Origin of the sequence: Xanthomonas sp. CFBP 8443 (genome assembly GCF_025666195.1) — a bacterium.
Taxonomy (GTDB): Bacteria; Pseudomonadota; Gammaproteobacteria; order Xanthomonadales; family Xanthomonadaceae; genus Xanthomonas_A.
The window spans coordinates 2331228-2353646 of the sequence record NZ_CP102592.1; the positions used below are offsets into that span (position 1 = coordinate 2331228).

Here is a 22419-nt window from a genome sequence, read left to right on the forward strand (position 1 = left end):
TGGCTACAATCGCGGCTTCTTCCGATCGCTGGACCCCCGCATGTCGCTACGCGCCATAGTGTTCACCTGCCTGTTGACGGCCGCTGCGCCCGCGCTGGCGCAGTCGGCGACGATCAGCGGCAGCGTCTACCAGGAACGTGACGGCCACGCCGGCCGCGGCAGCGGCGAGCGCGGCGTCGCCGGGGTGCAGGTCTCCGACGGCGTGCAGATCGTGCGCACCGACGCGCAGGGCCGCTACCGCCTGGAGGTGGAGCCGGGGCGCACGCTGTTCGTGATCAAGCCCGACGGCTACGCCTTCGCCAGTGCCGGCAACGGCTTGCCGGACTACTGGCGGCACTACGCGCCGGTCGGATCGCCTGCGCTCAAATACCCCGGGATCGCGGCCAGCGCCGGCGCGACCAGCGGCTGGGACTTCGCGTTGCGCGCGCAACCGGCGGCGGCCAGCACCGAGGTGCTGGTGTTCGCCGACACCCAGACCGCCTCGGCGACCGACGTCGGCTACTACGCGCGCGACATCGTCGCGCCGCTGCTCGGCAAGACCCGCGCGCGCCTGGGCACCACCCTGGGCGACGTGGTCAACGACGACCTGTCGCTGTATCCGGCGTTGAACGCCGAAACCGCCAAGCTCGGCGTGCCGTGGTTCCACGTACCCGGCAACCACGACCTGAATTTCGATGCGGTCGACGACCTCGCGTCGCTGTCAAGCTGGCGTGCGATCTACGGCCCGGACACCTATGCGGTGGAAGAGGGCGGCGCCAGCTTCGTGTTCCTCGACGACGTGGTCTATCAGCCGCAGCAGCGGCCGAATTACGTCGGCGGCTTGCGCGAGGACCAGTTTGCGTTCCTGCAGACGTACCTTGCGACGCTGCCGAAGCAGCGGCTGCTGGTGCTGGGCCTGCACATCCCGCTGTTCGACGCCGCGCCGGGCAAGGAAACCTTCCGCCATGCCGACCGCGCACGCCTGTTCGCGTTGCTGCAACCATTCGCGCACGTGCTGGTGTTGAGCGGCCACAGCCACACCCAGCGCCACTACTACCATGGCGCCGACGACGGCTGGCGCGGCGCGCAGCCGCTGCACGAATACAACGTCGGCGCGGCCTGCGGCGCGTTCTGGTCCGGTGCCAAGGATGCCGACGGCATTCCCGCGGCGACGATGGCCGACGGCACCCCCAACGGCTACGCGCTGCTGACCGTGCAGCGCGACGGCCGCTATGCGCTGGCCTACCATGCCGCGCGCGCGGTCGACGATGCGCCGATGACCCTGCACGCGCCGAGGGTGTTGCGCCGCGGGGCGTATCCGGCCTGGGCGGTGTACGCGAACGTGTTCATGGGCGAGGACGACAGCCGCGTGGAATACCGCATCGACGACGGCGCGTGGAAGCCGATGGCGCGCGTGCAGCAGCCGGATCCGGACCTGCTCGCCGAGAACGCACGCGACGATGCCGCCGAGACCCTGCGCGGCTACGATCGCTCGCCGGAAGCGACCCCGTCGCAGCACCTGTGGCGCGGCGCCTTGCCGACCGACCTGGGCGCCGGCGCGCACCGCATCGAGGTCCGCGCCTTCGACCGCTGGCGCGGCGAGCAACGCGCCACCACTGGCTATCGCCTGCAGGACGCGACGCCCTGAGTGCGCGCTGCGGACCGGCGCGTTGATGCGGTGGATTCCCTGGCCTGACATGGCGAGCGGCAAGCTGCGAGCGGCGAGCGTTTCGGCTTCCCGCGTCGGGACTGAAGTCCCTCCCACAGTGCACCCGGCCCGCGGCTGCGCGCCTTTGTAGGAGCGGCTTCAGCCGCGACGAACGAGCCGGCGAACTGTTTGGCTCCGCAAGCGGACTCTTGGGGCTGAAGCCCCTCCTAAAGTGCACCAGGCTGGTTTTCTGCGCTTCTGTAGGAGAGGCTCCAACCGCGAATCCGCCAGCGAGATGGGTGGCCTCGGCCACCGTCGGGACTGAGGTCCGTTCGACAATGCATCCAGCCCACTGTTACGTGCCTTTGTAGGAGCGGCTTCAGCCGCGACAAACGAGCCGGCAAACTGGTTGGCTCCGCAAGCGGGCTCTCGGGGCTGAAGCCCCTCCTGCAGTGCACGCCGGCTGGCTCGCCGCAAGCGCTTGTGGGAGCGACTTCAGTCGCGACGAGCGCAGGCGGCAAACCCTGCGGCTCGGCGCGGGCGCCAGCGTCGCCGATGGCGACAGGCCACCAGTGGATTTCGAATCCCAAAAACAAAAACGCCTCCACGCGGGAGGCTGTCGAAAGCGGATGATCCTGGCTGGCGAGCGAAGGCGAGCGGGCGGAAGGATCGGGCGCAGCTGGCTGGCGTGAGGCTGGCGGGCTTGCTGCGGACGAAGTTTAGCGAGTGCCGGCAGTGTGCGATCAAACGCGAATCACTCGCATCTCGTTGCGGGGATGTGCCAAAGAAACCCTTGCGCTCCGCCAGTGCCGTCTGCATCGCGGCCAGGCTGCCGCCGCCGCGCGCATGCGCGTAGACCGCGCCCAGCGCCGCGGACGTCACAGCTGGCGCTCGCGATCGTCCGCGCAGCATCGCCGCGTGGACCTCAGTGGCGGGGCGTTGTCGCGGACGGCAGTGCCGACGCCGGTACGTTCGCCGGACCTGCGGCCGCTGCCTTGGCCTCACCATCGGCATTGGGAACCGGCCTCGGTCCCGGCTGCGCATGGATCTTGCGGTTCGCAGCGGCCGTGCCGTCGGCAGTCGGTTCCGGCCCTGCTGCCGTTGGCGTATCCGTGTTTGCCGGCGTCCCGGTTCCCGTCTCCGTCTCCGTTTCGGTCTCCGGCTCCGCCGCAGGTTCTGCCTCAGGTTCCGGATAGGGATACGCCGGCGCCGCGACCGGCTGCAGCTGTGCGCGCCAGCGCTGCAGCAACGGCGCGATCCGCGCGCCGACGTACAGCTGCGGATACGACGGCGCTTCGCCCTCGGCGCGTTCGCGCGCGGTGATCTCGGCGCTGGCCAGGCGATAGCTCTCGACGAAGTCGCTGGTGCGCGCCAGCGCATCGATCAGCCAGGCGCGGCCGAAATAGGTGGCGCTGGCGGTGTTGCCGCAGCCGAACGAGGGCCGGTCGCGGCGCGCGGCGGTGATGATCAGCGTGTCCGCGCTCTTCAGCGCCGGCACGAAGCCGCCCGAGTAGCACGCCGACAGCACGATCACCCGGTTGCGGATGCCGGCGTCGTCGAGCAGTTCGCGCAGTTCCGCCGGCGCGATGGTGTCGTAGTCGGCGTCCTCGCCCGGGCCGAACTGCAGGTACAGCTCGTGCTGTTCGGTGCCGTGGCTGGTCAGGAACAGCAGCAGCGCGTCCTCGCGCCGGTCCATCAGCGCGCCGATCCGCTGCAGCGTCTCGGCCAGGTTGTCGTACGAGGCCTCCGGCGCATAGGCGTGGGCGTCGAGATTGTCGGCGTGGTTGATCAGGGTGACGATGCGCCCTGCCGCGCCGAAGCGCTGCGCGAACAGCTGGCGCAGGTACAGCGTCTCGTTGCGGAACACGTCCTCGCTGGCGTCGCCGGCGAAGCCGACCACGTACAGGTCGGTCACGCCCGGCCGCTGCGGCTGCAGTGCACGCAGCTGCGCCTGCAGCAACGGATCCTGTCCGGGATCGGGCAAGGTGGATGCGGCCAGCGCGACCGGCGCCGCCGGCGACACCGCCGCGTGCGGGCCGGCGCCGCACAGCAGCAGGCCCGCGGCCAGCAGGTGCCGGTACGGACGGGAGCGCGGGCGGGAGGTGGCGGCCATGCGCAGATGATCGCGGCAAACTGCGGGCCCGGCAATCGCCAAGGCCGGAGTGCGGAACCCTGGAATCAGGAAGGTGCATGAAGTGCAGGAGAGCGATCGGTCCTGCCGATGCTCCACCGGTTTTGATTCGCGCTGCCATGGTGCAATCGGGTTCCTGCCCAAGCGACTCCATGGATCATGGCCGCCTGATCGCGGCCACCCAGCTCGCGTGCGTCAAGAAAAAACGGCAGCCGCCTGGACCAGCGCGGCTGCCGTGGAGAGAGCGACCCCATCTAAGCGGCGGGGCACCGGTGCCCCGGTAACGGGCGAGCGTCGTGCAGGCACATGGCCGCGCGACTACGTGGACCATCGCGCCTGGTCGCGGCCAACCGGCCCGCGCGTCAAGAAAAAACGGCAGCCGCCTGGACCAGCGCGGCTGCCGTGGAGAGACCTGCCCCCGAGTCGAAGCGCCGGGGCGAGCGCTCAGAATTTCCAGTTCATGCCGAGATACAGCTGGCGGCCGGTGTAGGTGTTCGACAGCAGGCGCGCCTCGCTGTCGTTGCCCAGGTGGATGCGCTGTTCGGACCTGGTCGCATTGAGCACCGACGCGGTCAGGGTCAGGGCCTCGGTGAAGTTGTAGGCGACGTTGAGGTCCAACTGATCGTAGGGTTCGGAGTATTCGGTCAGCCCGTTGTTGAGGCCGCCGACGACTTCGCCGCGCCGGTTGTACGAGGCGCGCGCCAGGAATTTCTGGTTCTCGTAGAACACGGTGACATTGGCCTGGTTCTTGGCGCTGCCGACCAGCGGCGAGGAGCCGATCGCCTGGCCGTCCAGCACGATCGCGGCCAGGTTGGTGTCGTTGTAGGTGTAGTTGGCCTGGACGCCCAGACCGAAACCGAAGGTGTACTGGCCGTACAGTTCCACGCCTTGCGAGACGCCGTCCTGGCCGTTGGCCTCGGTTTCGTAGCGCTGCACCGTGACCGCCTGGCCGCCGACCGTCATCTGCTGGTCGCGCACCACCGGCACGGTGAAGTTGTCCACGTTCTTGCGGAACAGCGCCACGCCGGCGACCGCACCCGGGGTGAAGTACCACTCCAGGCCGATGTCGTACTGGGTCGCCTCGAACGGTTCCAGGCCCTTGTTGCTGCCCGAGCCGTGCCAGCCGGGGGTGTCGGTGCCGCCGGCGACGCGGCGGTCGTTGCTGTACTCGTCGCTGACGAAGCGCAGGCTGCCGGGGTAGGCGATGCTGGTGTAGCTCGGCCGCGCGATCACCTTGGACGCCGCGCCGCGCAGCACCAGGGTGTCGGTGATGTCCCAGGCGATGTTGAAGCTGGGCAGCACGTCGGTATACGTCTTCTCCATCGAGCTCAGCGCATAGGTCTTCTCGCGCGCCAGCGCATCGGGCAGGCGGACGAAGCCGCTCTGGCACACATAGCCGCTGCCGGAGCCGATCAGCGCGGCGGCGGCCGGATCGTCGCAGCCCATCGGCGCGCCGGCCGCGTTGTCCTGGAAGTAATCGTTGAACCGTTCCACCGAATCGCTGGATTCGGCGAACTGCTTGGTGCGCACCACGCGCACGCCGAGGTTGCCGCGCAGGCGCTCGGTGCGGAAGTTGGCCTGGAAGTAGCCGGAGAAGATCTTCTCGTCGACGTTGTAGACGAAGTCGTCCTCGCGGCGGTTGTGCGAGCCGCCGTAGCGGTCGTTGAGGTAGTCGATGTAGGCCGGGTAGTCGATGCCCGGAAACACGTTGGCGTTGAAACCGCCGCGGATGTTGTCGATCGGGCTGGAGCGGAAGAAGCCGGGCTGGGCTACGCCGGCGCTGGGGTCGCAACCGGACTGGTAGCGGTTGTTGTCGTAGTCGGCCGGATCGGTGCCCTGGCACACCCAGTAGGTGTTGCCGGTGTTGCGGTGCACCTGGCCGTCGCGGTACTTGGCGCCGAACTGGATCGAATCCAGCCAGCCGTTTTCGAACAGCTTGCTGATGTCGGCCTGGAAGTAGTTCTGCTTGATGCTGGTCTGCATCCACGACGAATCGGTCGAGCCGGTATCGATCTCGGCGATGCCCGCCATCAGCTGGTCCTGCAGGTTCGGCGAGAACGTCGCGCTCGGCGTGCCGGTGAGGTCCCAGGCGCTGTAGGCGTTGCCGGATTGCCACACGCCGTCGACCTGCCGGCGTGGCTTGGCCGCCATCCGGAAGCTCATCGACGGGCCGCCGTCGGACCAGGTGCGGCCGCCGGTGAACGAGGCCTTCCACAGCGGGCTGATGTCCCAGTCGATCGATAGGTCGGCGGTCTGCGACAGCGCCTTCTCGCGGCTGTAGGTGCCGGTGAGCTGCGGAGTCGGGATGGTGCAGTCGTCCGGCCCCCAGCCGCCCGGCGCCAGGCCGGCGGCGGCCGCCTGTTCCTCGCTGCAGTAGTAGGTCTTGCCGGCCAGTTTTTCGTATTGCGCGCCGGTGACGATGCTGCCGCTGGGGTCGAAGCTGAGCCCGTTGAGCAGGCGCCCGCCGGCCCAGTTGCCGTCGCCGTTGAAGCGCGCCAGGTTCCATTCCGGAATCTTCAGCATGTTCTGGGTGTAGTTGCCCTGCAGCTCGAAGCGGAAGTAGTTGGCGGTCAGGGTCAGGTTGTCGAGCGGCTTGAACTGGAACGTGAACTGCCCGCCCTTGCGTTCGCGCTGTTCGTCGCGCACCGCGAAGTTGACCGAGGTGGGCAGGAAGAACTCGCTGTAGTTGCGCCCGTTCTGGTCGTTGAAGCCGGACTGGCCCCACCAGTAGTGGATGCCGTCCTGGGTCAGCGGATTGCCGTGGGCATCGACCGCGTCGGTGCCGGCGCCGTACCACTGGTAGTCCTCGGTGCTCGCCTCCATGCTGCGGTTTGTGCGCTTTTGCTGGGTCACGCCGACCAGCACGCCGAAGCGTTCGTCCTTGCTGTGCCAGGAGTACAGCGCCGACAGCTGCGGATCGACGTCGTGGCTGGTGTCGGACGAAGTGCCCTCGACGTTCACGTAGCCGGAGTTGGCTTCCATGTCGAGCGGGCGGCGGGTATGCAGGATCACCGTGCCGCCGATGCCGCCTTCGTCGATGCGCGCTTCCGGCGACTTGAACAGCTCCGCGCTGGACAGCATGTTCGACGGCAGCAGGGTATAGTTGAACGAGCGCGTGGCTTCGTCGTTGGTTTCCGAGGTGGCGACGTAGTTGCCGTTCAACTGGGTCAGGGTCAGGTCCGGCGCCAGGCCGCGCACGCTCACGCTCTTGCCTTCGCCGCCATCGCGGGTGATGACCACGCCCGGCACGCGCTGCAGCGCGTCGGCCACGTTCTTGTCGGGGAATTTGCCCACGTCCTCGGCGGTGATCACTTCGACCACGGCGTTGGCGTCGCGCTTCTGCTGCAGGCTCTTTTCGATGGCGTAGCGGTAGCCGGTGACGTTGACGCTGTCGAGCGTGGTCGCATCGGACGACGGCGTGGCGGCCTGCGCGGTGGCCTGTTGCGCGAACGCGCCGGTCGGCGCCAGCGCGGCGGCCAGGGCGAAGCCGATGGCGGTGGACAGCGTGTGGCGGCCCTGCATGCGTGAAGTCTGTTTCATTCCCCTCTCTCCTCTCTCCTGGATTGAACGGCGGCTTGCACGGTCTTGGTTTTTATCGATCCAAATCTGGGCGTTCGCGCTCCGCGACGATGTATCTGATGGGTTCGGCTGTGCCGGCGTCGCTGTGCTTCGGGCCTTGATCGAGCTTGAATCGATCTAAACGGCGCCAGATGTGTAACACGACGTGCCGGGACACGCATGCTGCCGCGCAATATGCGAATCCGGGGTGGAGCAGGGCGATTGGATGCTGCGCCGCAGAATGCGCCCGCCGAGATTCTCTTGTTTACTTGAATCGATCTAAATCTCCGGGGAGGCGAGCCTGCATGGGTGCTGCTGCGTTGGTCGGCTTGGGTTTTGCGGCGCGATGCAAGGTCGCGCGCCTCTCGGCGGGCGGCTCGCTGCCGCAGTGTCATCGGCCCATGGCAGCGCTCAATCCGCCACTACCTGCCGCCGCCACCGCCGGGCCTCGGCACCGCCAGCTCGCCGGGCTGGCCTGCCTGCTGGCGCTGGCGTTCGCGCCGGCGCTGCAGGCCGCGCCGCAGGCGTTGGAACGCGAGGTCAACACCTTCATCGGCAGCAAGGACGACGGCAATACCTTCCCGGGCGCCTCGGCGCCGTTCGGCCTGATCCAGGTCAGCCCGATCGGCGAGCACTACGCCGGCTGGCGCTACGACGACCCCAAGATCCGCGGCTTCGGCCACTCGTTCCTGTCCGGTGCCGGGTGCTGGGAACAGGGCGGCCAGGTGTCGGTGCTGCCGGTGACCGGACGCATCGGCCCCGGCGGCGATTTCGATACCGGCGACGCCAAGAGCTTCGACCACAAGCGCTACGCCTCGGCGTACACCCACGCCGGCGAAGTGGGGCAAGCCGGCTACTACAAGGTGCGGCTGACCGACTACGGCGGCATCGACGTCGAGGCCACCGCGCGCACCCGCGCCGCGGCAGAGCGCTACACCTTCCCGGCCGCGGCCGGCAGCGGCCACGTGCTGGTCAACCTCGGTCAGGCCAACGACCGGCACATGGTGACGGGCAGCGCGATCGAGGTGGTCGGCGACCGCGTGGTCGAGGGCAAGCTGGTGACCGACAGCTTCTGCGGCGGCCACCAGTACACCACCTGGTTCCGCATCGAGTTCGACCGCCCGTTCAAGGCGTTCGGCACCTGGGGCGAGGCCGGCGGCGTGCCCGGCGCCCGCCACGGCATGGAAGGCGAACTCAAGCCGAGCGGGGCCTGGCTCAGCTTCGATCTGGGCGAGGGCCGCGCGGTGACCGCGGTCAGCGCGATCTCGCACGTGGACGCCGAAGGCGCGCGCGCCAACCTGCGCGCCGACGGCAAGCAAGGCGACAGCCTGCTGGGCTTCGAGCGGATGCGGCAGCTGGCGCAGCGGCAGTGGCGGCAGGAACTGGCCTCGGTGCGCCTGCGCGGCGGCAGCGGCGACGACCGCACCGTGTTCTACACCGCGCTGTACCACGCGCTGCTGCAGCCGCTGACCGGCAGCGACGCCGACGGCCGCTATCGCGGCTACGACGATGCCATCCATCGCGCCGACGGCTGGACCTATTACGAGTACTTCTCGCTGTGGGACACTTACCGCGCGCACAACCAATGGCTGGCGCTGACCCGGCCGCAGATCGCGCGCGACATCGCCCGCAGCGTGCTGGCGATCGACGCACAGGGCGGCTGGTTGCCGCGCTGGGGCTACGCCAACTTCGAAACCAACGTGATGACCGGCGATCCGGTGACGCCGTTCCTGGTCGACCTGTGGCGCGCCGGCGCGTTGGCCGGGCGCGAAGAGGTGGCCTATGCCGCGCTGCGCAGGAATGCCTTCGGCATCCCGCCGCTGAACTCGCGCCACGCCGGGCGCTCGGGCAATCCGAGCTACCTGGCCAACGGCTTCGTGCAGTACGACCGCGCGTTCCCGTCCAAGGGCATGGACGTGGATCCGCACCATGGCGGCTCGGCCACGCTCGAATACGCGCTGGCCGATTGCGCGCTGGCGCAAATGGCCGACGGGTTGGGCCACGCCGAGGACGCCGGCGTGCTGCGCGAACGCGGGCGCAATTGGCGCAAGGTGTGGGACCCGCAGGTGCGCGATGCGCAGGGCGGGTTCGACGGCTTCCCGCGGCCGCGCATGGAGGACGGCGCGTGGTACACGCCGGCCGACGGCCACTACAGCCCGCGCTCGCATCATGGCTTCCACGAGGGGACCGGCTGGCAATACCAGTGGCTGGTGCAGCAGGACGTGCCCGGCCTGGTCCAGGCGATGCACGGCCGCGAACAGGCCGGGCGCCGGCTGGATGCGTTCTTCGCCTACGACGCGCTGCTTCAGGCGCCGCTGACCGCCGCGCGCAAGGAGTGGGTGGTCGGGCCGTACAGCTACTACAACCAGTTCCGCTACAACCCGAACAACGAGCCGGACCTGCACGCGCCGTGGATGTACACGCTGATCGGGCAGCCGTGGAAGACGGCGACCGTGGTGCGTGCCGCGCAGCAGTTGTTCACCAATGCGCCCAACGGCGTCACCGGCAACGACGACCTGGGCACGATGTCGGCCTGGTACCTGTTCAGCGCGCTCGGCCTGTACCCGGCGGTGCCGGGCAGCGGCCAGTTCCTGCTGCACACGCCGCGCTTCGCGCGCGCCGAGGTCGATCTCGGCGCGGGCAAGACGCTGACCGTGACCGCGCCCGGCGCCGACGGCCGCCAGCTGCAGTACATCCAGCAGGTGCGGGTCGATGGCCGCGCGCATGCGCCGGTGTGGCTGGACTGGGCACATCTGCGCGAGGGCGGCGACATCGCCTTCGCGCTCGGCGCGAAGGCGCCGCAGGCCGGCTGGGGCACGCACGCCGACGCGTTGCCGGCCTCGTTCTGCGCCACCCCCGGCGCGACGCTGGAATGAGCGGCGCGCATGCCGGCCTGCGGCAACCGCGGCGCGGCACCGGCGCGCAACGCCGGCGGTTCGATCGTTTAGGCTTGCGCCATGCCGAAGAGTCCTGTCGACCCGATGAACGACAACACCCCTCCCGCCGGCAAGGGCGCACGCGCGGTCACCGTGACCGACATCGCCAATGCGATCGGCGTGTCGCGCGCGACCGTCTCGCTGGTGCTGCGCGGCAGCCCGCTGGTGAACGTGCACACGCGCGCACGGGTGGAAGCGGAACTGCAGCGCCAGCGCTACGTCTACAACCGCGGCGCGGCCAACCTGCGCCGGCGCACCTCCTCCAGCGTGGCGCTGGTGATCAACGACCTGTCCAATCCGTTCTTCGCCGAATTCGCCGCCGGCGTGGACGAGGCGCTGGGCGGCAAGGGCTACGTGACCCTGCTCGGCAGCACCGGCGAATCGCCGCAGCGCCAGCAGGCGGTGCTGGCCACGTTGATGGAGCACACCCCGGCCGGCCTGATCCTGTCGCCGGCCGAAGGCAGCGACACCGCGCAACTGCGGCAGGTGCTGGGCCAGGCGAACGTGCTGCTGTTCAACCGCGAGCTGGCCGGTGCGGAGTGGGATTTCCTCACCCTGGACAACCAGCAGGGCGCCTACCTGGCCACCCGCCATCTGCTCGAACGCGGGCACCGGCGCATCGCCTTCTTCGGCGGCCATGCCGCCTCCAGTTCCTGCGACCAGCGCCGCCGCGGCTATGCGCAGGCGCTGCAGGAGGCCGGCATGCCGCTGCAGCCGGAGTGGATGATCGAATCGGCGCCCAGCCGCCTGGATGCCGCTGCGCGGACCGGCGAGCTGTTCGCGCAGGCCGCCGTGCCGACCGCGGCGGTCTGCTACAACGACAGCGTCGCGCTGGGCTTGATGCTGGGCCTGGCCCGGCGCGGGGTGCAGCCGGGGCGCGCGTTCGCGGTCACCGGATTCGACGATATCTCCGAGGCCGCGGTGGCCTCGCCGTCGCTGACCACGCTGACCGTGGATCCGCGCGCGCGCGGGCGGCAGGCGGCGGAACTGCTGCTGCAGCGCCTGGAGCATCCGCAGGCCGCGCCGCAGCGCACCGTCGCGCCGGTGCGGCTGTGCATTCGCGAGAGCAGCGGCGCTCCCGCCGCCTGAGATCGGCGCCACCGGCGCGAACGCTGCGCGCGTCGCGCCGCGGTTCCCGCGCCGCGCCTGTCGACAGACGCCACAGACCGCAGCCGCGGCGCTGCGCGGACATCTGCACCGCTGTGCCCGCACTGCGCCGCAGCCGCGACCGGCGTTGCGCTGCCCACACCGTTTTCCACCCGAGGACCCGACCATGACGATGCGAGCCATTCCCTTTGCCTCCCTGGCCAGCGCCCTGTTGCTGGCATCGTCCGCCTGCGCCAGCGCTGCACCGCCGGCGCGCGAGGCGGCCCCGGCCACGTCCGCCGCCGCGCTCGCGCCGGTGCCCGCGGTGGACGACAAGGAAGCCGCGCGCCTGGCCGAGCAGGTCCGCGAACAGACCCGCCACGCGTGGCAGGGCTACATGCGCTACGCCAAGGGCCACGACGATCTCAAGCCGATCAGCGGCACGCCGCACGACTGGTACCAGGCGCCGCTGCTGATGTCGCCGGTGGATGCGCTGGATACGCTGCTGCTGCTCGGCCTGGACAAGGAAGCGGCCGAAGCGCGCGAGCTGATCGTCACCCAGCTCTCGTTCGACCGCGACATGGACGTGCAGAACTTCGAGATCACCATCCGCCTGCTCGGCGGGCTGCTCTCGGCCCACCAGATGACCGGCGATGCGCGCTTGCTTGCCCTGGCCGAGGACCTGGGCAAGCGCCTGTTGCCGGTGTTCGACAGCCCGACCGGCCTGCCGTACACCCACGTCAACCTGCGTACCGGCAAGGTGAGCGGCACGGTCAGCAACCCGGCCGAGACCGGCACGCTGCTGCTGGAGTTCGGCACGCTGAGCAAGCTGACCGGCAACCCGGTGTACTACGACAAGGCCAAGCGCGCGCTGGTGGAAACCTTCAACCGGCGTTCCAAGGTCGGGCTGGTCGGCTTGAACATCGACGTGGAGACCGGCAAGTGGACCAACCCGGACAGCTCCATCGCCGGCGGCATCGACTCGTACTACGAGTACCTGCTCAAGTGCTGGAAGCTGTTCGACGATCCGGACTGCAAGCGCATGTGGGAGCAGAGCATCGGCCCGGTCAACGCGCACCTGGCCGACGAGGTGCGCGAAGGCGAGCTGTGGTACGGCCACGCCGACATGCACACCGGCAAGCGCACGCGCACCGTCTACGGCGCGCTCGACGCCTTCATGCCGGGCATGCTCGCGCTCGGCGGCGACCTGGAGCGGGCCAAACGCTTGCAAGAGTCGGGGCTGAAGATGTGGCGGCTGCACGGCATCGAACCCGAATCGCTGGACTACGCCACGATGAAGGTCGGCTCGCCCGGCTACGCGCTGCGTCCGGAGATCGTCGAATCGGCGTACTACCTGTACCGCTACACCGGCGATGCGCGCTACCGCGGCATGGGCAAGGTGTTCTTCGAGGACTTCGTGCGCCACACGCGCACCGAGCACGGGTTCGCCGCATTGCAGGACGTGCGCAGCAAGCAGAAGAAGGACTCGATGGAAAGCTTCTTGTTCGCCGAGACCTTCAAGTACTACTACCTGCTGTTCGCGCCGGCCAGCGCGCTGCAGTTCGACCGCGTGGTGTTCAACACCGAGGCGCACCCGCTGCGGCGGACCTGGTAGGCGCCGCCGCTGCCGGCGCTGGCCGGCCCGCCGCTCGCCGGCCAGATCGGCCGGCCGCGCAGCGCTCGGCTCAGAGCGCGATCTGCTGGAAATTCTCCGCGCGCGCATGGCCGTGCGTGGCCTGCCCGGTGCGCGGTTGCGGGTAGTCCTCCAGGCGGTCGAGCAGGCGGGTCTGCAGCCCGGCGTCGCGCGCGGCGTCCAGCTCTTCGACCACGTCGGACAGGAACACGATCTGCGCGGCGGGCACGCCGATCGCGGCGACGATGTTGCGGTAGCTGTCGGCCTCGCGCTTGCCGCCGATCTCGGTGTCGAACCAGCCCGAGACCAGCCCGGTCAGGTCGCCGGCTTCGCTATAGCCGAAGAACTGCTTCTGCGCCGGCACCGAGCCGGACGAGTACACGTACAGCGGCATGCCGGCCGCGTGCCAGCCCTGCATCACCGCCGCCACTTCCGGATAGAAGTGCGCGCGGTAGTCGCCGTCGCGGTAGCCGGTTTCCCAGATCATGCCCTGCAGCGCCTTCAGCGCGGTGTGCTTGCGGTCCTGGTCGATCCAGCCCTGCAAGGTCTCCGCGATCACCTCGTCGCTGCAGATGCCGCCGCATTCGGTCGCCACCGCGTCCAGCCACTGCCGCACCTGCGGCTGCTGGCCGTGTTCGCGCACGAAGCCGGGCAGGGCGCGGCGCGCATAGGGAAACAGCACGTCCTTGACGAAGGAAATGCTGCTGGTGGTGCCTTCGATGTCGGTCAGAATCACCCGGGATTCGCTCATCGCTCAGGTCGCCTCGCCGCGCAGCGACGCTTCGTAGCGCGGGAAGCGCTGGGCAATGTCGGTGCCGGTGAAATGGCCGACCCAGCCGTCCGGCTCGGTGAAGAAGCGGATCGCGACGAAGCGCGGCTCCGGGCCCATGTCGAACCAGTGGTGGGTGCCGTCCGGCACCGCGATCAGGTCGTTCTGCACGCATTCGATCTCGTAGACCTTGCCGTCCACGTGCAGGGTGAACAGGCCCGAGCCGGCGACGAAGAAGCGCACTTCGTCCTCCTTGTGGAAATGCTCCTCGAGGAACTTCCTGCGCATCTCCTCGCGCTGCGGGTGGTCCGGCGCGATGCTGACCACGTCCACGGTCTTGAAGCCGTGCGCGGCCACCAGCCGGTCGATGTCGCTCTTGTAGGCGGCCATCACCGCTTCCGGGGTGGCGCCGGCCTCGATCGGCTGGTCGGCCTGCCAGCGCTCGAAGGTGACGCCGATCGTGCGCAGCTCGGCGGCGATCGCGTCGCCATCGCGGCTGTCGAACAGCGGCGCGTCGGGAGTGGTTTCGGCGAAGATGCGGAGTCGGCTCATGGCGGCGGGCGAGGGCGTCGTGGAGGGAGGAAAAGGGTAGCAGCTGGCGGGTAAGCCGCCGTTGCGGCGCTGGAACGCTGTCGCGCGGGCGCCGCTGGGGAAATGGCTCAGCCGGTTGCGCGCAGCTTGCGCAGTTCCAGTTCGCAATGCAGCAGGAACTCGATGGCTTCCAGGTGGCGGCGCGCCTCGGCCATGTCGCGGCCCCAGGCGTACAGGCCGTGGCCGTCGATCAGGTAGCCCCACAGCGGGGCACGGTCCAGCAACGCGTCCACCTGCGCGGCCAGCACGGTCATGTCCTGGGTGTTGGCGAACACCGGCAGGTCCACCGCGGTCTCGTGGGTCTGGTTGCCGTGCAGCGCCTTCAGCAACTCGTAGCCTTCCAGGCGCACATGGCCGGCGCCGGCGTACAGCCGCGAGGCGATGGTCTGCACCGGCGAGTGCGTGTGCAGCACGCAGCCGACCTCCGGGAAGCGGCGGTACAGCTGGGTGTGCAGCAGGGTCTCGGCCGAGGGCCGGTGCTCGCTGCCGACGGCCTTGCCGTCGAAGTCCACCACCATGATGTCGGCTTCGACCAGCCGGCCCTTGTCGCGGCCGGACACGGTGATCGCGGCATGCGCCGCGTCGAGCCGGTGCGAGAAATTGCTGCTGGTGGCCGGGGTCCAGCCGGCCGTCGACAGTTCGCGGATGTTGCCGATCAGCAGCTGGGCCAGCGTGCGCAGGCGTTCGGTATCGTAGGGCTGTGCGTTCATGCCCCTATTCTAGCGAGGCTGTGTGGCACGCAGACGGCTGTGGCGGAAGCCGTAGCCGAAATAGATGAGCAGGCCGAGCACGGTCCAGCCGCCCATCAGCAGCCAGTTGTGCGCGGTCATCGCCGACAGCAGCGCCATGCAGCTGAGTACGCCGGCGATGCAGATCGGCCAGACGAACGGGATGCGGAACGGGCGCGGCAGGTCCGGCTGGGTGCGGCGCAGGATCAGCACCCCGGCGCAGACCGCGGCGAAGGCGATCAGCGTGCCCATCGAGGTCAGCTCGCCGAGCACGTCCAGCGGGAACAGCGCCGCCAGCAGCGCGATGCCGATACCGGTGATCACCGTATTGACGTGCGGGGTGCGGTATTTGGGGTGGATCTTGGTGAACACCGGCGGCAGCAGCCCGTCGCGGGCGATGATCATGAAGATCCGCGGCTGGCCGATGATCATCACCAGCACCACCGAGGACAGGCCGATCAGCGCGCCGATCTCCACCACCACCCGCAGCCAGGCCAGCTGCGGGTGCGCGCCCACCGCGGTCACCACCGGCTCGTCGGTGCCCAGCAGGGTGTAGGGCACCAGCCCGGTCATCACCGCGGCCATGGCGATGTACAGCACGGTGCAGATCACCAGCGACAGGATCATGCCGATCGGCAGGTCGCGCTGCGGCCGGTGCGATTCCTGCGCCGCCACCGACACCGCCTCGAAGCCGATGTAGGCGAAGAACACCATCGCCGCGCCGCGCAGCACGCCTTCCATGCCGTACTTGCCCGGGCCTTCGTTGGCCGGGATGAACGGGTGCCAGTTGGCGGTGTCCACGTACTTCCAGCCGACCGCGATCACCAGCAGGATCAGCCCGGTCTTCAGCACCACCATCGCCATGTTCATCGCCGACGACTTGCGGATGCCGACATAGCACAGCCAGGTCAGCAGCAGCACGATGCCGGCCGCGGGCAGGTTGGCGATGGCGCCGGTGCGTTGCAGTTTGCCGTCCAGTGGCGCGTTGACCAGCGCCGCGGGCAGGTGGATGCCGAAATGGTCGAGCAGGCTCAGGAAATAGCCGGTCCAGCTCACCGCCACCGCCGAGGCCGACACGCCGTATTCCAGTACCAGCATCCAGCCGATGAACCAGGCTGCCAGTTCGCCGAAGGTGGCGTAGGTGTAGGTGTAGGCGCTGCCGGAGACCGGCACCATCGCCGCGAATTCGGCATAGGCCAGCGCGCAGAACGCGCAGCACAGCGCGGCCAGCACGAACGAGAGCATGATCGCCGGGCCGGCGTGGTTGGCCGCGGCCTGCCCGGTGATGACGAAGATGCCGCCGCCGATCACCGCGCCGATGCCCAGCGCGGTCAGGCCCCAGGGGCCGAGCGCGCGCTGCAGGCCCAGGCCGCCGGCATCCTCGTGGGCGGCGTGGGGGTGTTTGGTGGCCCAGAGTTGTTTGAACATGGAGCGGTTCCAGCCTGGCGCTGCGCGCGATGGACGAAGAGAAGAAGGTGCGAACGCGCAGACCGGCGCTAGGCGCCGGTCTGCGGGGGGACGGATCAGGCTTTGGTGGCCAGGCGGCTGTGGCGGATGCCGTAGCCGAAATAGATGAACAGGCCGATCACGGTCCAGCCGACGAACACCTTCCAGTGCTCCTGGAACGCCTGGAAGAACAGGAACAGGCAGGCCAGCGCGCCGAGCGGACAGATCACCATCGCCAGCGGCACCCGGAACGGGCGCGGCAGGTCGGGCTTGGTGAAGCGCAGCACCATCACCCCGATGCAGACCGTGGCGAAGGCGAGCAGGGTGCCCATCGACACCAGTTCGCCAAGCACGTCCAGCGGGATCAGCCCGGCCAGCAGCGCGGCGACCACGCCGACGAAGATGGTGCCGACGTAGGGCGTGTGGAACTTGCGGTGGACCTTGCCGAACAGCTTCGGCAGCAGGCCGTCGCGGGCCATGGTGTAGAAGATGCGCGGCTGCGCCATCAGCATCACCAGCACCACCGAGGACAGGCCGGCGATGGCGCCGATCTCCACCGCGGTCTTCAGCCAGGCCAGGCTCGGATAGTGTTCCAGCGCGGTGGCGACCGGCTTGGCGGTGCCGAGCTGGGTGTAGGGCAGCAGGCCGGTCAGCACCGCGCAGACGATGATGTAGATGACCGTGCACACCGCCAGCGACACCAGGATGCCGATCGGCATGTTGCGCTGCGGGTCCTTGGTTTCGCCGGCGGAGGTGGAGACCGCATCGAAGCCGATGTAGGAAAAGAACACGATCGAGGCGGCGCGGAAGATGCCGCTCCAGCCGAACTCGCCCGGCCCGGTGTTCTCGGGGATGAACGGGTGCCAGTTGGCCGGATCGACGTGGGATACGCCGAAGCCGACGAACAGGCAGATCACCAGGACCTTGATCGCCACCACGATGGCGTTGGCGAACGCCGACTGGGTGACGCCGACGTAGCACAGCGCGCTGACCGCGACCACGATCAGCACCGCCGGCAGGTTGACGATGCTGCCGGAGGCGACGAAGGTGTCGCCGTTCCAGGCCAGCGGCGCGCCGGCCAGTTCCGCCGGGAACGGCAGCCCCAGGGTGCCGGTCAGGAAACTGATCAGGTAGGCCGACCAGCCGACCGCGACGCTGGAGCCGGCGAACAGGTATTCCAGCACCAGGCACCAACCGATGAACCAGGCCACGCCTTCGCCCAGGGTGGTGTAGGAGTAGGAGTAGGCGCTGCCGGAGACCGGCATCATCGCCGCGAACTCGGCGTAGCACAGGCCGGCGAAGGCGCAGGCGATGCCGGCGAACACGAACGACAGCATCACCGCCGGGCCGGCGTGGTTGGCCGCGGCCTGGCCGGTCAGCACGAAGATGCCCGCGCCGATCACCGCGCCGATGCCGAGCATGATCAGGTGCTTGGCGGTGAGGGTCCGTTTCAGCGTGGCTTCGCCTTCCAGGCTGCCTTCGAACGGTTCGCCGGCATCGACGTGCCCGGCCGGTTCGATCGGCTTGACCCTCAACAGAGACTTCAGCATGCGGTGGATCCCCTGGGTGGCGATCGGGACTGTCGTGCCCCGGTAAAGATGGTGCGCTAGGCCCAAGCGGGCCACGCAAGCGTCGTACCATGCCAAAGCCGGACCGCTGCCACAAGCCGCGCTGCACCGTCGGCGGCGATAATGGCCGCCCCCGATCGCGAGAACCCCCCATGCCGGACCTCTCCCTGCGCCGCCAGTTGCAGGCCTATGCCGCCCGTTGGCCGCAGGAGGCCGAGGTTGCGGCGCAATTCCTGGCGCTGCTGGACGACGCGCACGACCCCTTCGTGCGTGCGCGCCTGGACGGCCACTTCACCGGTTCGGCCTGGCTGGTCAGCGCCGACGGCGCGCGCACCCTGCTGACCCACCACCGCAAGCTGCAGCGCTGGCTGCAGCTGGGCGGGCACGCCGACGGCGACCGCGACCTGGCGCTTGTGGCGCTGAAGGAGGCCGAGGAGGAGTCGGGGCTGCCCGGGCTGGCCTTGGAGGACGGCGAACTGTTCGACCTGGACCGGCATTGGATCCCTGAGCGCAAGGAGGTGCCCGGGCACTGGCACTTCGACGCGCGCTACGTGGTCCGCGCCGGCGCCGACGAGACGTTCGCGGTCAGCGCCGAATCGCTGGCCCTGGCCTGGCGTTCGATCGCCGAGCTGCTGGCCGAGCCGGACCTGGATCCGTCGTTGCGGCGGATGGCCGGCAAGTGGGTGGCGCGCAGCGACCGCTGATGCGCCGGTGACCGGCGCTTCCGGACCGGCTGGTCCGGGCGCTGCGTGTGCGCCGCCGGCTGGGCGGGCATGGCGGGATTGGGTACCCTTGGGCGCCCGTTGCCTGTCCATGCCCATGTCCCGCACCGCTGCTTCGTTCACCTATCGCCTGGCCTTCCGCCCGGTCGACGACCGGATGGATTCGGCCGAACTGGCGCGCACCGTGCAGCGTGCGCTGCTGGCGTTGAGCGGACCGCCGCATGGCGTGGCGATCGTCAGCCTGCAGCGCCCGCCGCGCGAAGACAGCGGCGGCCTGTACATGGAGGCGGTCACCACCGGCCCGGAGCGCTGGTACCTGAAGGCCGACGACTATCTGTTGAGCGAAGGGTTGCGCGGGGAGTTGCAGCCTTGATCGGGACTGGGGACTCGGGACTCGGGACTCGGAAGAGCGTGGGTCGCGTGATCTGCTTTTCCGCGCTTGTTTCTTGCCTCTCAAGCGTTCGTGCGTTTGCGTCACCGCAATCCATCCAAGCCTGATCGCAGTCGGAGAACGGACTCGCTGGCGTCGCCGCTGTTCCGAGTCCCGGGTCCCGAGTCCCCAGTCCCGGGCTCAGTAAAGAACCCGCGTCCGCAACGTCCCCGCAATCTGCCCCAGCTCGTCCTTCAGTACGCCGGCCAGTTCCTCGCTGGCGGCCACGTCGATCACCACGTAGCCGACCTTGGGGTCGGTGCGCAGGAACTGGCCGTCGATGTTGACGTTGTGGCGCGAGAACAGTTCGTTGATCTGCGACAGCACGCCCGGCACGTTGCGGTGGATGTGCAGCAGGCGCAGGCTCTCGGCGTGCTCGGGCAGGGTCACTTCGGGGAAGTTCACCGCCGACAGGGTGCTGCCGTTGTCGCTGTAGCGCACCAGCTTCGCGGCCACCTCTACGCCGATGTTGTCCTGCGCTTCCAGCGTGCTGCCGCCCACGTGCGGGGTCAGGATCACGTTGTCGTGCGCGGCCAGCGGCGATTCGAACAGGTCGCCGTTGCCCTTGGGCTCGACCGGGAACACGTCCACCGCCGCGCCGCCGATGTGGCCGGAGGTCAGCGCCGCGTCGAGCGCGGCGATGTCGATCACGGTGCCGCGCGAGGCGTTGATCAGGTGCGCGCCCGGCTTCATCTGCGCGATCTGCGCCGCACCGATCATGTCCTTGGTCGCCGCCGTTTCCGGCACGTGCAGGGTCACCACGTCCGAACGCGCCAGCAGGTCGTCCAGGTCGGTCGCCGCGCGCGCGTTGCCCAGCGACAGCTTGGCTTCGATGTCGTGGAAGATCACCTGCATGCCCAGCGATTCGGCCAGCACGCCGACCTGGGTGCCGATATGGCCGTAGCCGACGATGCCCAGCACCTTGCCGCGGGTCTCGTGGCTGCCGGCGGCCGACTTCGACCAGCCGCCGCGGTGGCACTCGGCGTTCTTCTGCGGAATGCCGCGCAGCAGCAGGATCGCCTCGGCGATGACCAGTTCGGCGACGCTGCGGGTATTGGAGTAGGGCGCGTTGAACACCGGGATGCCGGCCAGTTCGGCCGCGTCCAGGTCCACCTGGTTGGTGCCGATGCAGAAGCAGCCGACCGCGATCAGGCGCTTGGCCTGCGCCAGCACTTCGGCGCTGAGCTGGGTGCGCGAGCGGATGCCGACGATGTGCGCCTCGGCGATGCGCGCCTTCAGTTCCTCTTCCGGCAGCGACTTGGCGTGCAGTTCGATCTGCGAATAGCCGGCGGCGCGGAACACGTCGATGGCGGTCTGGCTGATGCCTTCGAGCAGCAGCACGCGGATATCCTGCTTCGGAAACGAGGTTTTCTTGGGCGACATTGCGGCAACGGTGCGATGGCGAGAGGGCGGTCACTATGCCAGATGCGTCCGCGCTTTGGTGCGCCGCAATAGGATGCCGGGATGGCGTAGACGCAACGCTGGCGAAGGTTTCAGATGCATCTGTTCGGGACCCGGGACTCGGGACTCGTAGGGTGCGTAGGCTGACGGTGTTGCCTGGCTTCATGCAGGTGGTGCCGCTTTTCCGAGTCCCCTGTCCCGAGTCCCAAGTCCCAAGTCCCGTGCCCAACTAGACGCCGCCAGCCAACGCTGGCACGCTTGAACGCTTGCCTTCGCCCCGACCTTTGAGCCGATGACCGACCCGCGCCTGGATGCCCTTACGCACGCCGTTCCCGGCTTGCGCCTGAAGACCGATCCCGCCGACCTGGAACACTACGGCCGCGACTGGACCCGGCGCTGGACGCCGGCGCCGCTGGCGATCGCGCTGCCGTCGACGGTGCAGGAGGTGCAGGCGGTGCTGCGTTGGGCCAACGACCACGCGGTGGCGGTGGTGCCTTCCGGCGGCCGCACCGGCCTGTCCGGCGGCGCGGTGGCCGCGCACGGCGAACTGGTGCTGAGCCTGGAGCGGATGAACAAGGCGCTGGCGTTCGATGCGGTCGATCGCACCCTCACCGTGCAGGCCGGCATGGCGCTGGAGGCGGTGCACAACGCGGCGCGCGAGCATGGGTTGGTGTACCCGGTGGACTTCGCCGCACGCGGCTCGTGTTCGATCGGCGGCAACATCGCCACCAATGCCGGCGGCATCCGCGTGATCCGCTACGGCAATACCCGCGAATGGATCGCCGGGCTCAAGGTGGTGACCGGCAGCGGCGAGCTGCTCGAGCTCAACCGCGGGCTGATCAAGAATTCCAGCGGCTACGATTTCCGCCAGTTGCTGATCGGCTCGGAAGGCACCCTCGGCATCGTCGTGGAGGCCACGCTGCGGCTGACCGACCCGCCGCCGCCGAGCAACGTGATGCTGCTGGCGCTGCCCTCGTTCGAAGTACTGATGCAGGTGTTCGCCGCGTTCCGCGGCCGACTGCAGCTGGAGGCGTTCGAATTCTTCACCGACCGCGCGCTGCAGCACGTGCTGGCGCATGGCGCGCAGGCGCCGTTCGACACGGTCTATCCGTACTACGTGGTCACCGAGTACGCCAGCGGCGACGAGGCGCAGGAAGCCGCGGCGCTGGCCGCGTTCGAGGCGTGCATGGAGCAGGGCTGGGTGCTGGACGGGGTGATCAGCCAGAGCGATGCGCAGGCGGCGCAGCTGTGGCGCCTGCGCGAAGGCATCACCGAGGCGCTGGCGCGCTACAAGCCGTACAAGAACGACGTGTCGGTGCGGATCTCGGCGATGCCGGCGTTCCTGGCGCAGACCCAGGCGCTGCTCGGCGCGGCCTATCCGCAGTTCGACGTGGTCTGGTTCGGCCATATCGGCGACGGCAACCTGCACATCAACGTGCTCAAGCCCGATGCCACCGCCGACGCCGATTTCATCGCCGCCTGCGAACAGGTCACCAAGCTGCTGGCGCAGGTGCTGGCCGAGCATGGCGGCAGCATCTCCGCCGAACACGGCATCGGCCTGGTCAAGAAGCCGTATCTGGACAGCACCCGCAGCGCCGAGGAGATCGCGCTGATGCGCGCGGTCAAGCGCGTGTTCGACCCGGCCGGGCTGCTCAACCCGGGCAAGCTGTTCGATCCCTGAGCCGTCTAGCGCCGCGCGTGGTGCGGGCGCTCGCGCTCGCGCCGGCGGCCGGCTAGGCTATGCCGGCGCGGCGACTGCCACGCTTCTTCCCTGATCCCGTTGGAACCGATGC

General features: G+C 69.0%; 15 protein-coding genes. 7 read left to right on the plus strand and 8 right to left on the minus strand.

From position 1 onward, the window contains the following. Window positions 1–40 precede the first annotated feature (40 nt). Complete coding sequence (locus NUG20_RS10000) at window positions 41–1627, plus strand: calcineurin-like phosphoesterase C-terminal domain-containing protein (protein ID WP_263398164.1); 1587 nt, start codon at window positions 41–43, stop codon at window positions 1625–1627. Between the two features lie 925 nt (window positions 1628–2552). Here the strand turns inward: NUG20_RS10000 and NUG20_RS10005 are convergent. Beyond that, window positions 2553–3740, minus strand: coding sequence for a C13 family peptidase (locus tag NUG20_RS10005; protein ID WP_263398165.1), 1188 nt, complete (start codon window positions 3738–3740; stop codon window positions 2553–2555). 462 nt (window positions 3741–4202) lie between these two features. Beyond that, a complete protein-coding gene (locus tag NUG20_RS10010) occupies window positions 4203–7298 on the minus strand; it encodes a TonB-dependent receptor (RefSeq protein ID WP_263398166.1) in 3096 nt (1031 codons plus the stop codon). A gap of 419 nt (window positions 7299–7717) precedes the next feature. Between NUG20_RS10010 and NUG20_RS10015 the strand changes: the two genes are divergently transcribed. From NUG20_RS10015 to NUG20_RS10025, 3 genes are all read left to right on the plus strand, one after another. After that, a complete protein-coding gene (locus NUG20_RS10015; protein WP_263398167.1) occupies window positions 7718–10192 on the plus strand; it encodes a GH92 family glycosyl hydrolase in 2475 nt (824 codons plus the stop codon). Window positions 10193–10297: 105 nt separating this feature from the next. Further along, window positions 10298–11341, plus strand: coding sequence for a LacI family DNA-binding transcriptional regulator (locus tag NUG20_RS10020; RefSeq protein ID WP_263398449.1), 1044 nt, complete (start codon window positions 10298–10300; stop codon window positions 11339–11341). Between the two features lie 184 nt (window positions 11342–11525). Further along, window positions 11526–12953 (plus strand): glycoside hydrolase family 47 protein, encoded by a 1428-nt coding sequence (locus tag NUG20_RS10025; RefSeq protein ID WP_263398168.1) that lies wholly within the window; start codon window positions 11526–11528, stop codon window positions 12951–12953. Window positions 12954–13023: 70 nt separating this feature from the next. Here NUG20_RS10025 and mtnC read toward each other — a convergent pair whose 3' ends face one another. The 5 genes from mtnC to NUG20_RS10050 all read right to left on the minus strand — a co-directional run bounded on the left by mtnC (window position 13024) and on the right by NUG20_RS10050 (window position 18055). Continuing rightward, window positions 13024–13722, minus strand: coding sequence for an acireductone synthase (gene mtnC, locus NUG20_RS10030; RefSeq protein WP_263398169.1), 699 nt, complete (start codon window positions 13720–13722; stop codon window positions 13024–13026). Window positions 13723–13725: 3 nt separating this feature from the next. Beyond that, window positions 13726–14292 (minus strand): 1,2-dihydroxy-3-keto-5-methylthiopentene dioxygenase, encoded by a 567-nt coding sequence (locus NUG20_RS10035; protein WP_263398170.1) that lies wholly within the window; start codon window positions 14290–14292, stop codon window positions 13726–13728. Window positions 14293–14399: 107 nt separating this feature from the next. Then, the gene (locus tag NUG20_RS10040) at window positions 14400–15041 is read right to left on the minus strand and encodes a methylthioribulose 1-phosphate dehydratase (protein ID WP_263398171.1); all 642 of its coding nucleotides are present in this window, start codon (window positions 15039–15041) and stop codon (window positions 14400–14402) included. Window positions 15042–15050: 9 nt separating this feature from the next. Beyond that, window positions 15051–16487, minus strand: coding sequence for an amino acid permease (locus NUG20_RS10045; protein ID WP_263398172.1), 1437 nt, complete (start codon window positions 16485–16487; stop codon window positions 15051–15053). Window positions 16488–16582: 95 nt separating this feature from the next. Continuing rightward, entirely contained in the window at window positions 16583–18055 is a 1473-nt protein-coding gene (locus tag NUG20_RS10050) for an amino acid permease (protein WP_263398173.1), read from the minus strand. A gap of 170 nt (window positions 18056–18225) precedes the next feature. On the opposite strand from NUG20_RS10050, the gene NUG20_RS10055 reads away from it, so the two are divergent. Continuing rightward, window positions 18226–18777, plus strand: a complete 552-nt coding sequence (locus NUG20_RS10055; protein WP_263398174.1) for an NUDIX hydrolase — start codon at window positions 18226–18228, stop codon at window positions 18775–18777. Between the two features lie 109 nt (window positions 18778–18886). After that, complete coding sequence (locus NUG20_RS10060) at window positions 18887–19168, plus strand: hypothetical protein (RefSeq protein WP_263398175.1); 282 nt, start codon at window positions 18887–18889, stop codon at window positions 19166–19168. 198 nt (window positions 19169–19366) lie between these two features. On the opposite strand, the gene serA is transcribed toward NUG20_RS10060, so the two are convergent. Further along, a complete protein-coding gene (gene serA, locus NUG20_RS10065) occupies window positions 19367–20608 on the minus strand; it encodes a phosphoglycerate dehydrogenase (protein ID WP_263398176.1) in 1242 nt (413 codons plus the stop codon). 310 nt (window positions 20609–20918) lie between these two features. On the opposite strand from serA, the gene NUG20_RS10070 reads away from it, so the two are divergent. Further along, window positions 20919–22307 (plus strand): D-2-hydroxyglutarate dehydrogenase, encoded by a 1389-nt coding sequence (locus tag NUG20_RS10070; RefSeq protein WP_263398177.1) that lies wholly within the window; start codon window positions 20919–20921, stop codon window positions 22305–22307. Window positions 22308–22419 lie beyond the last annotated feature (112 nt).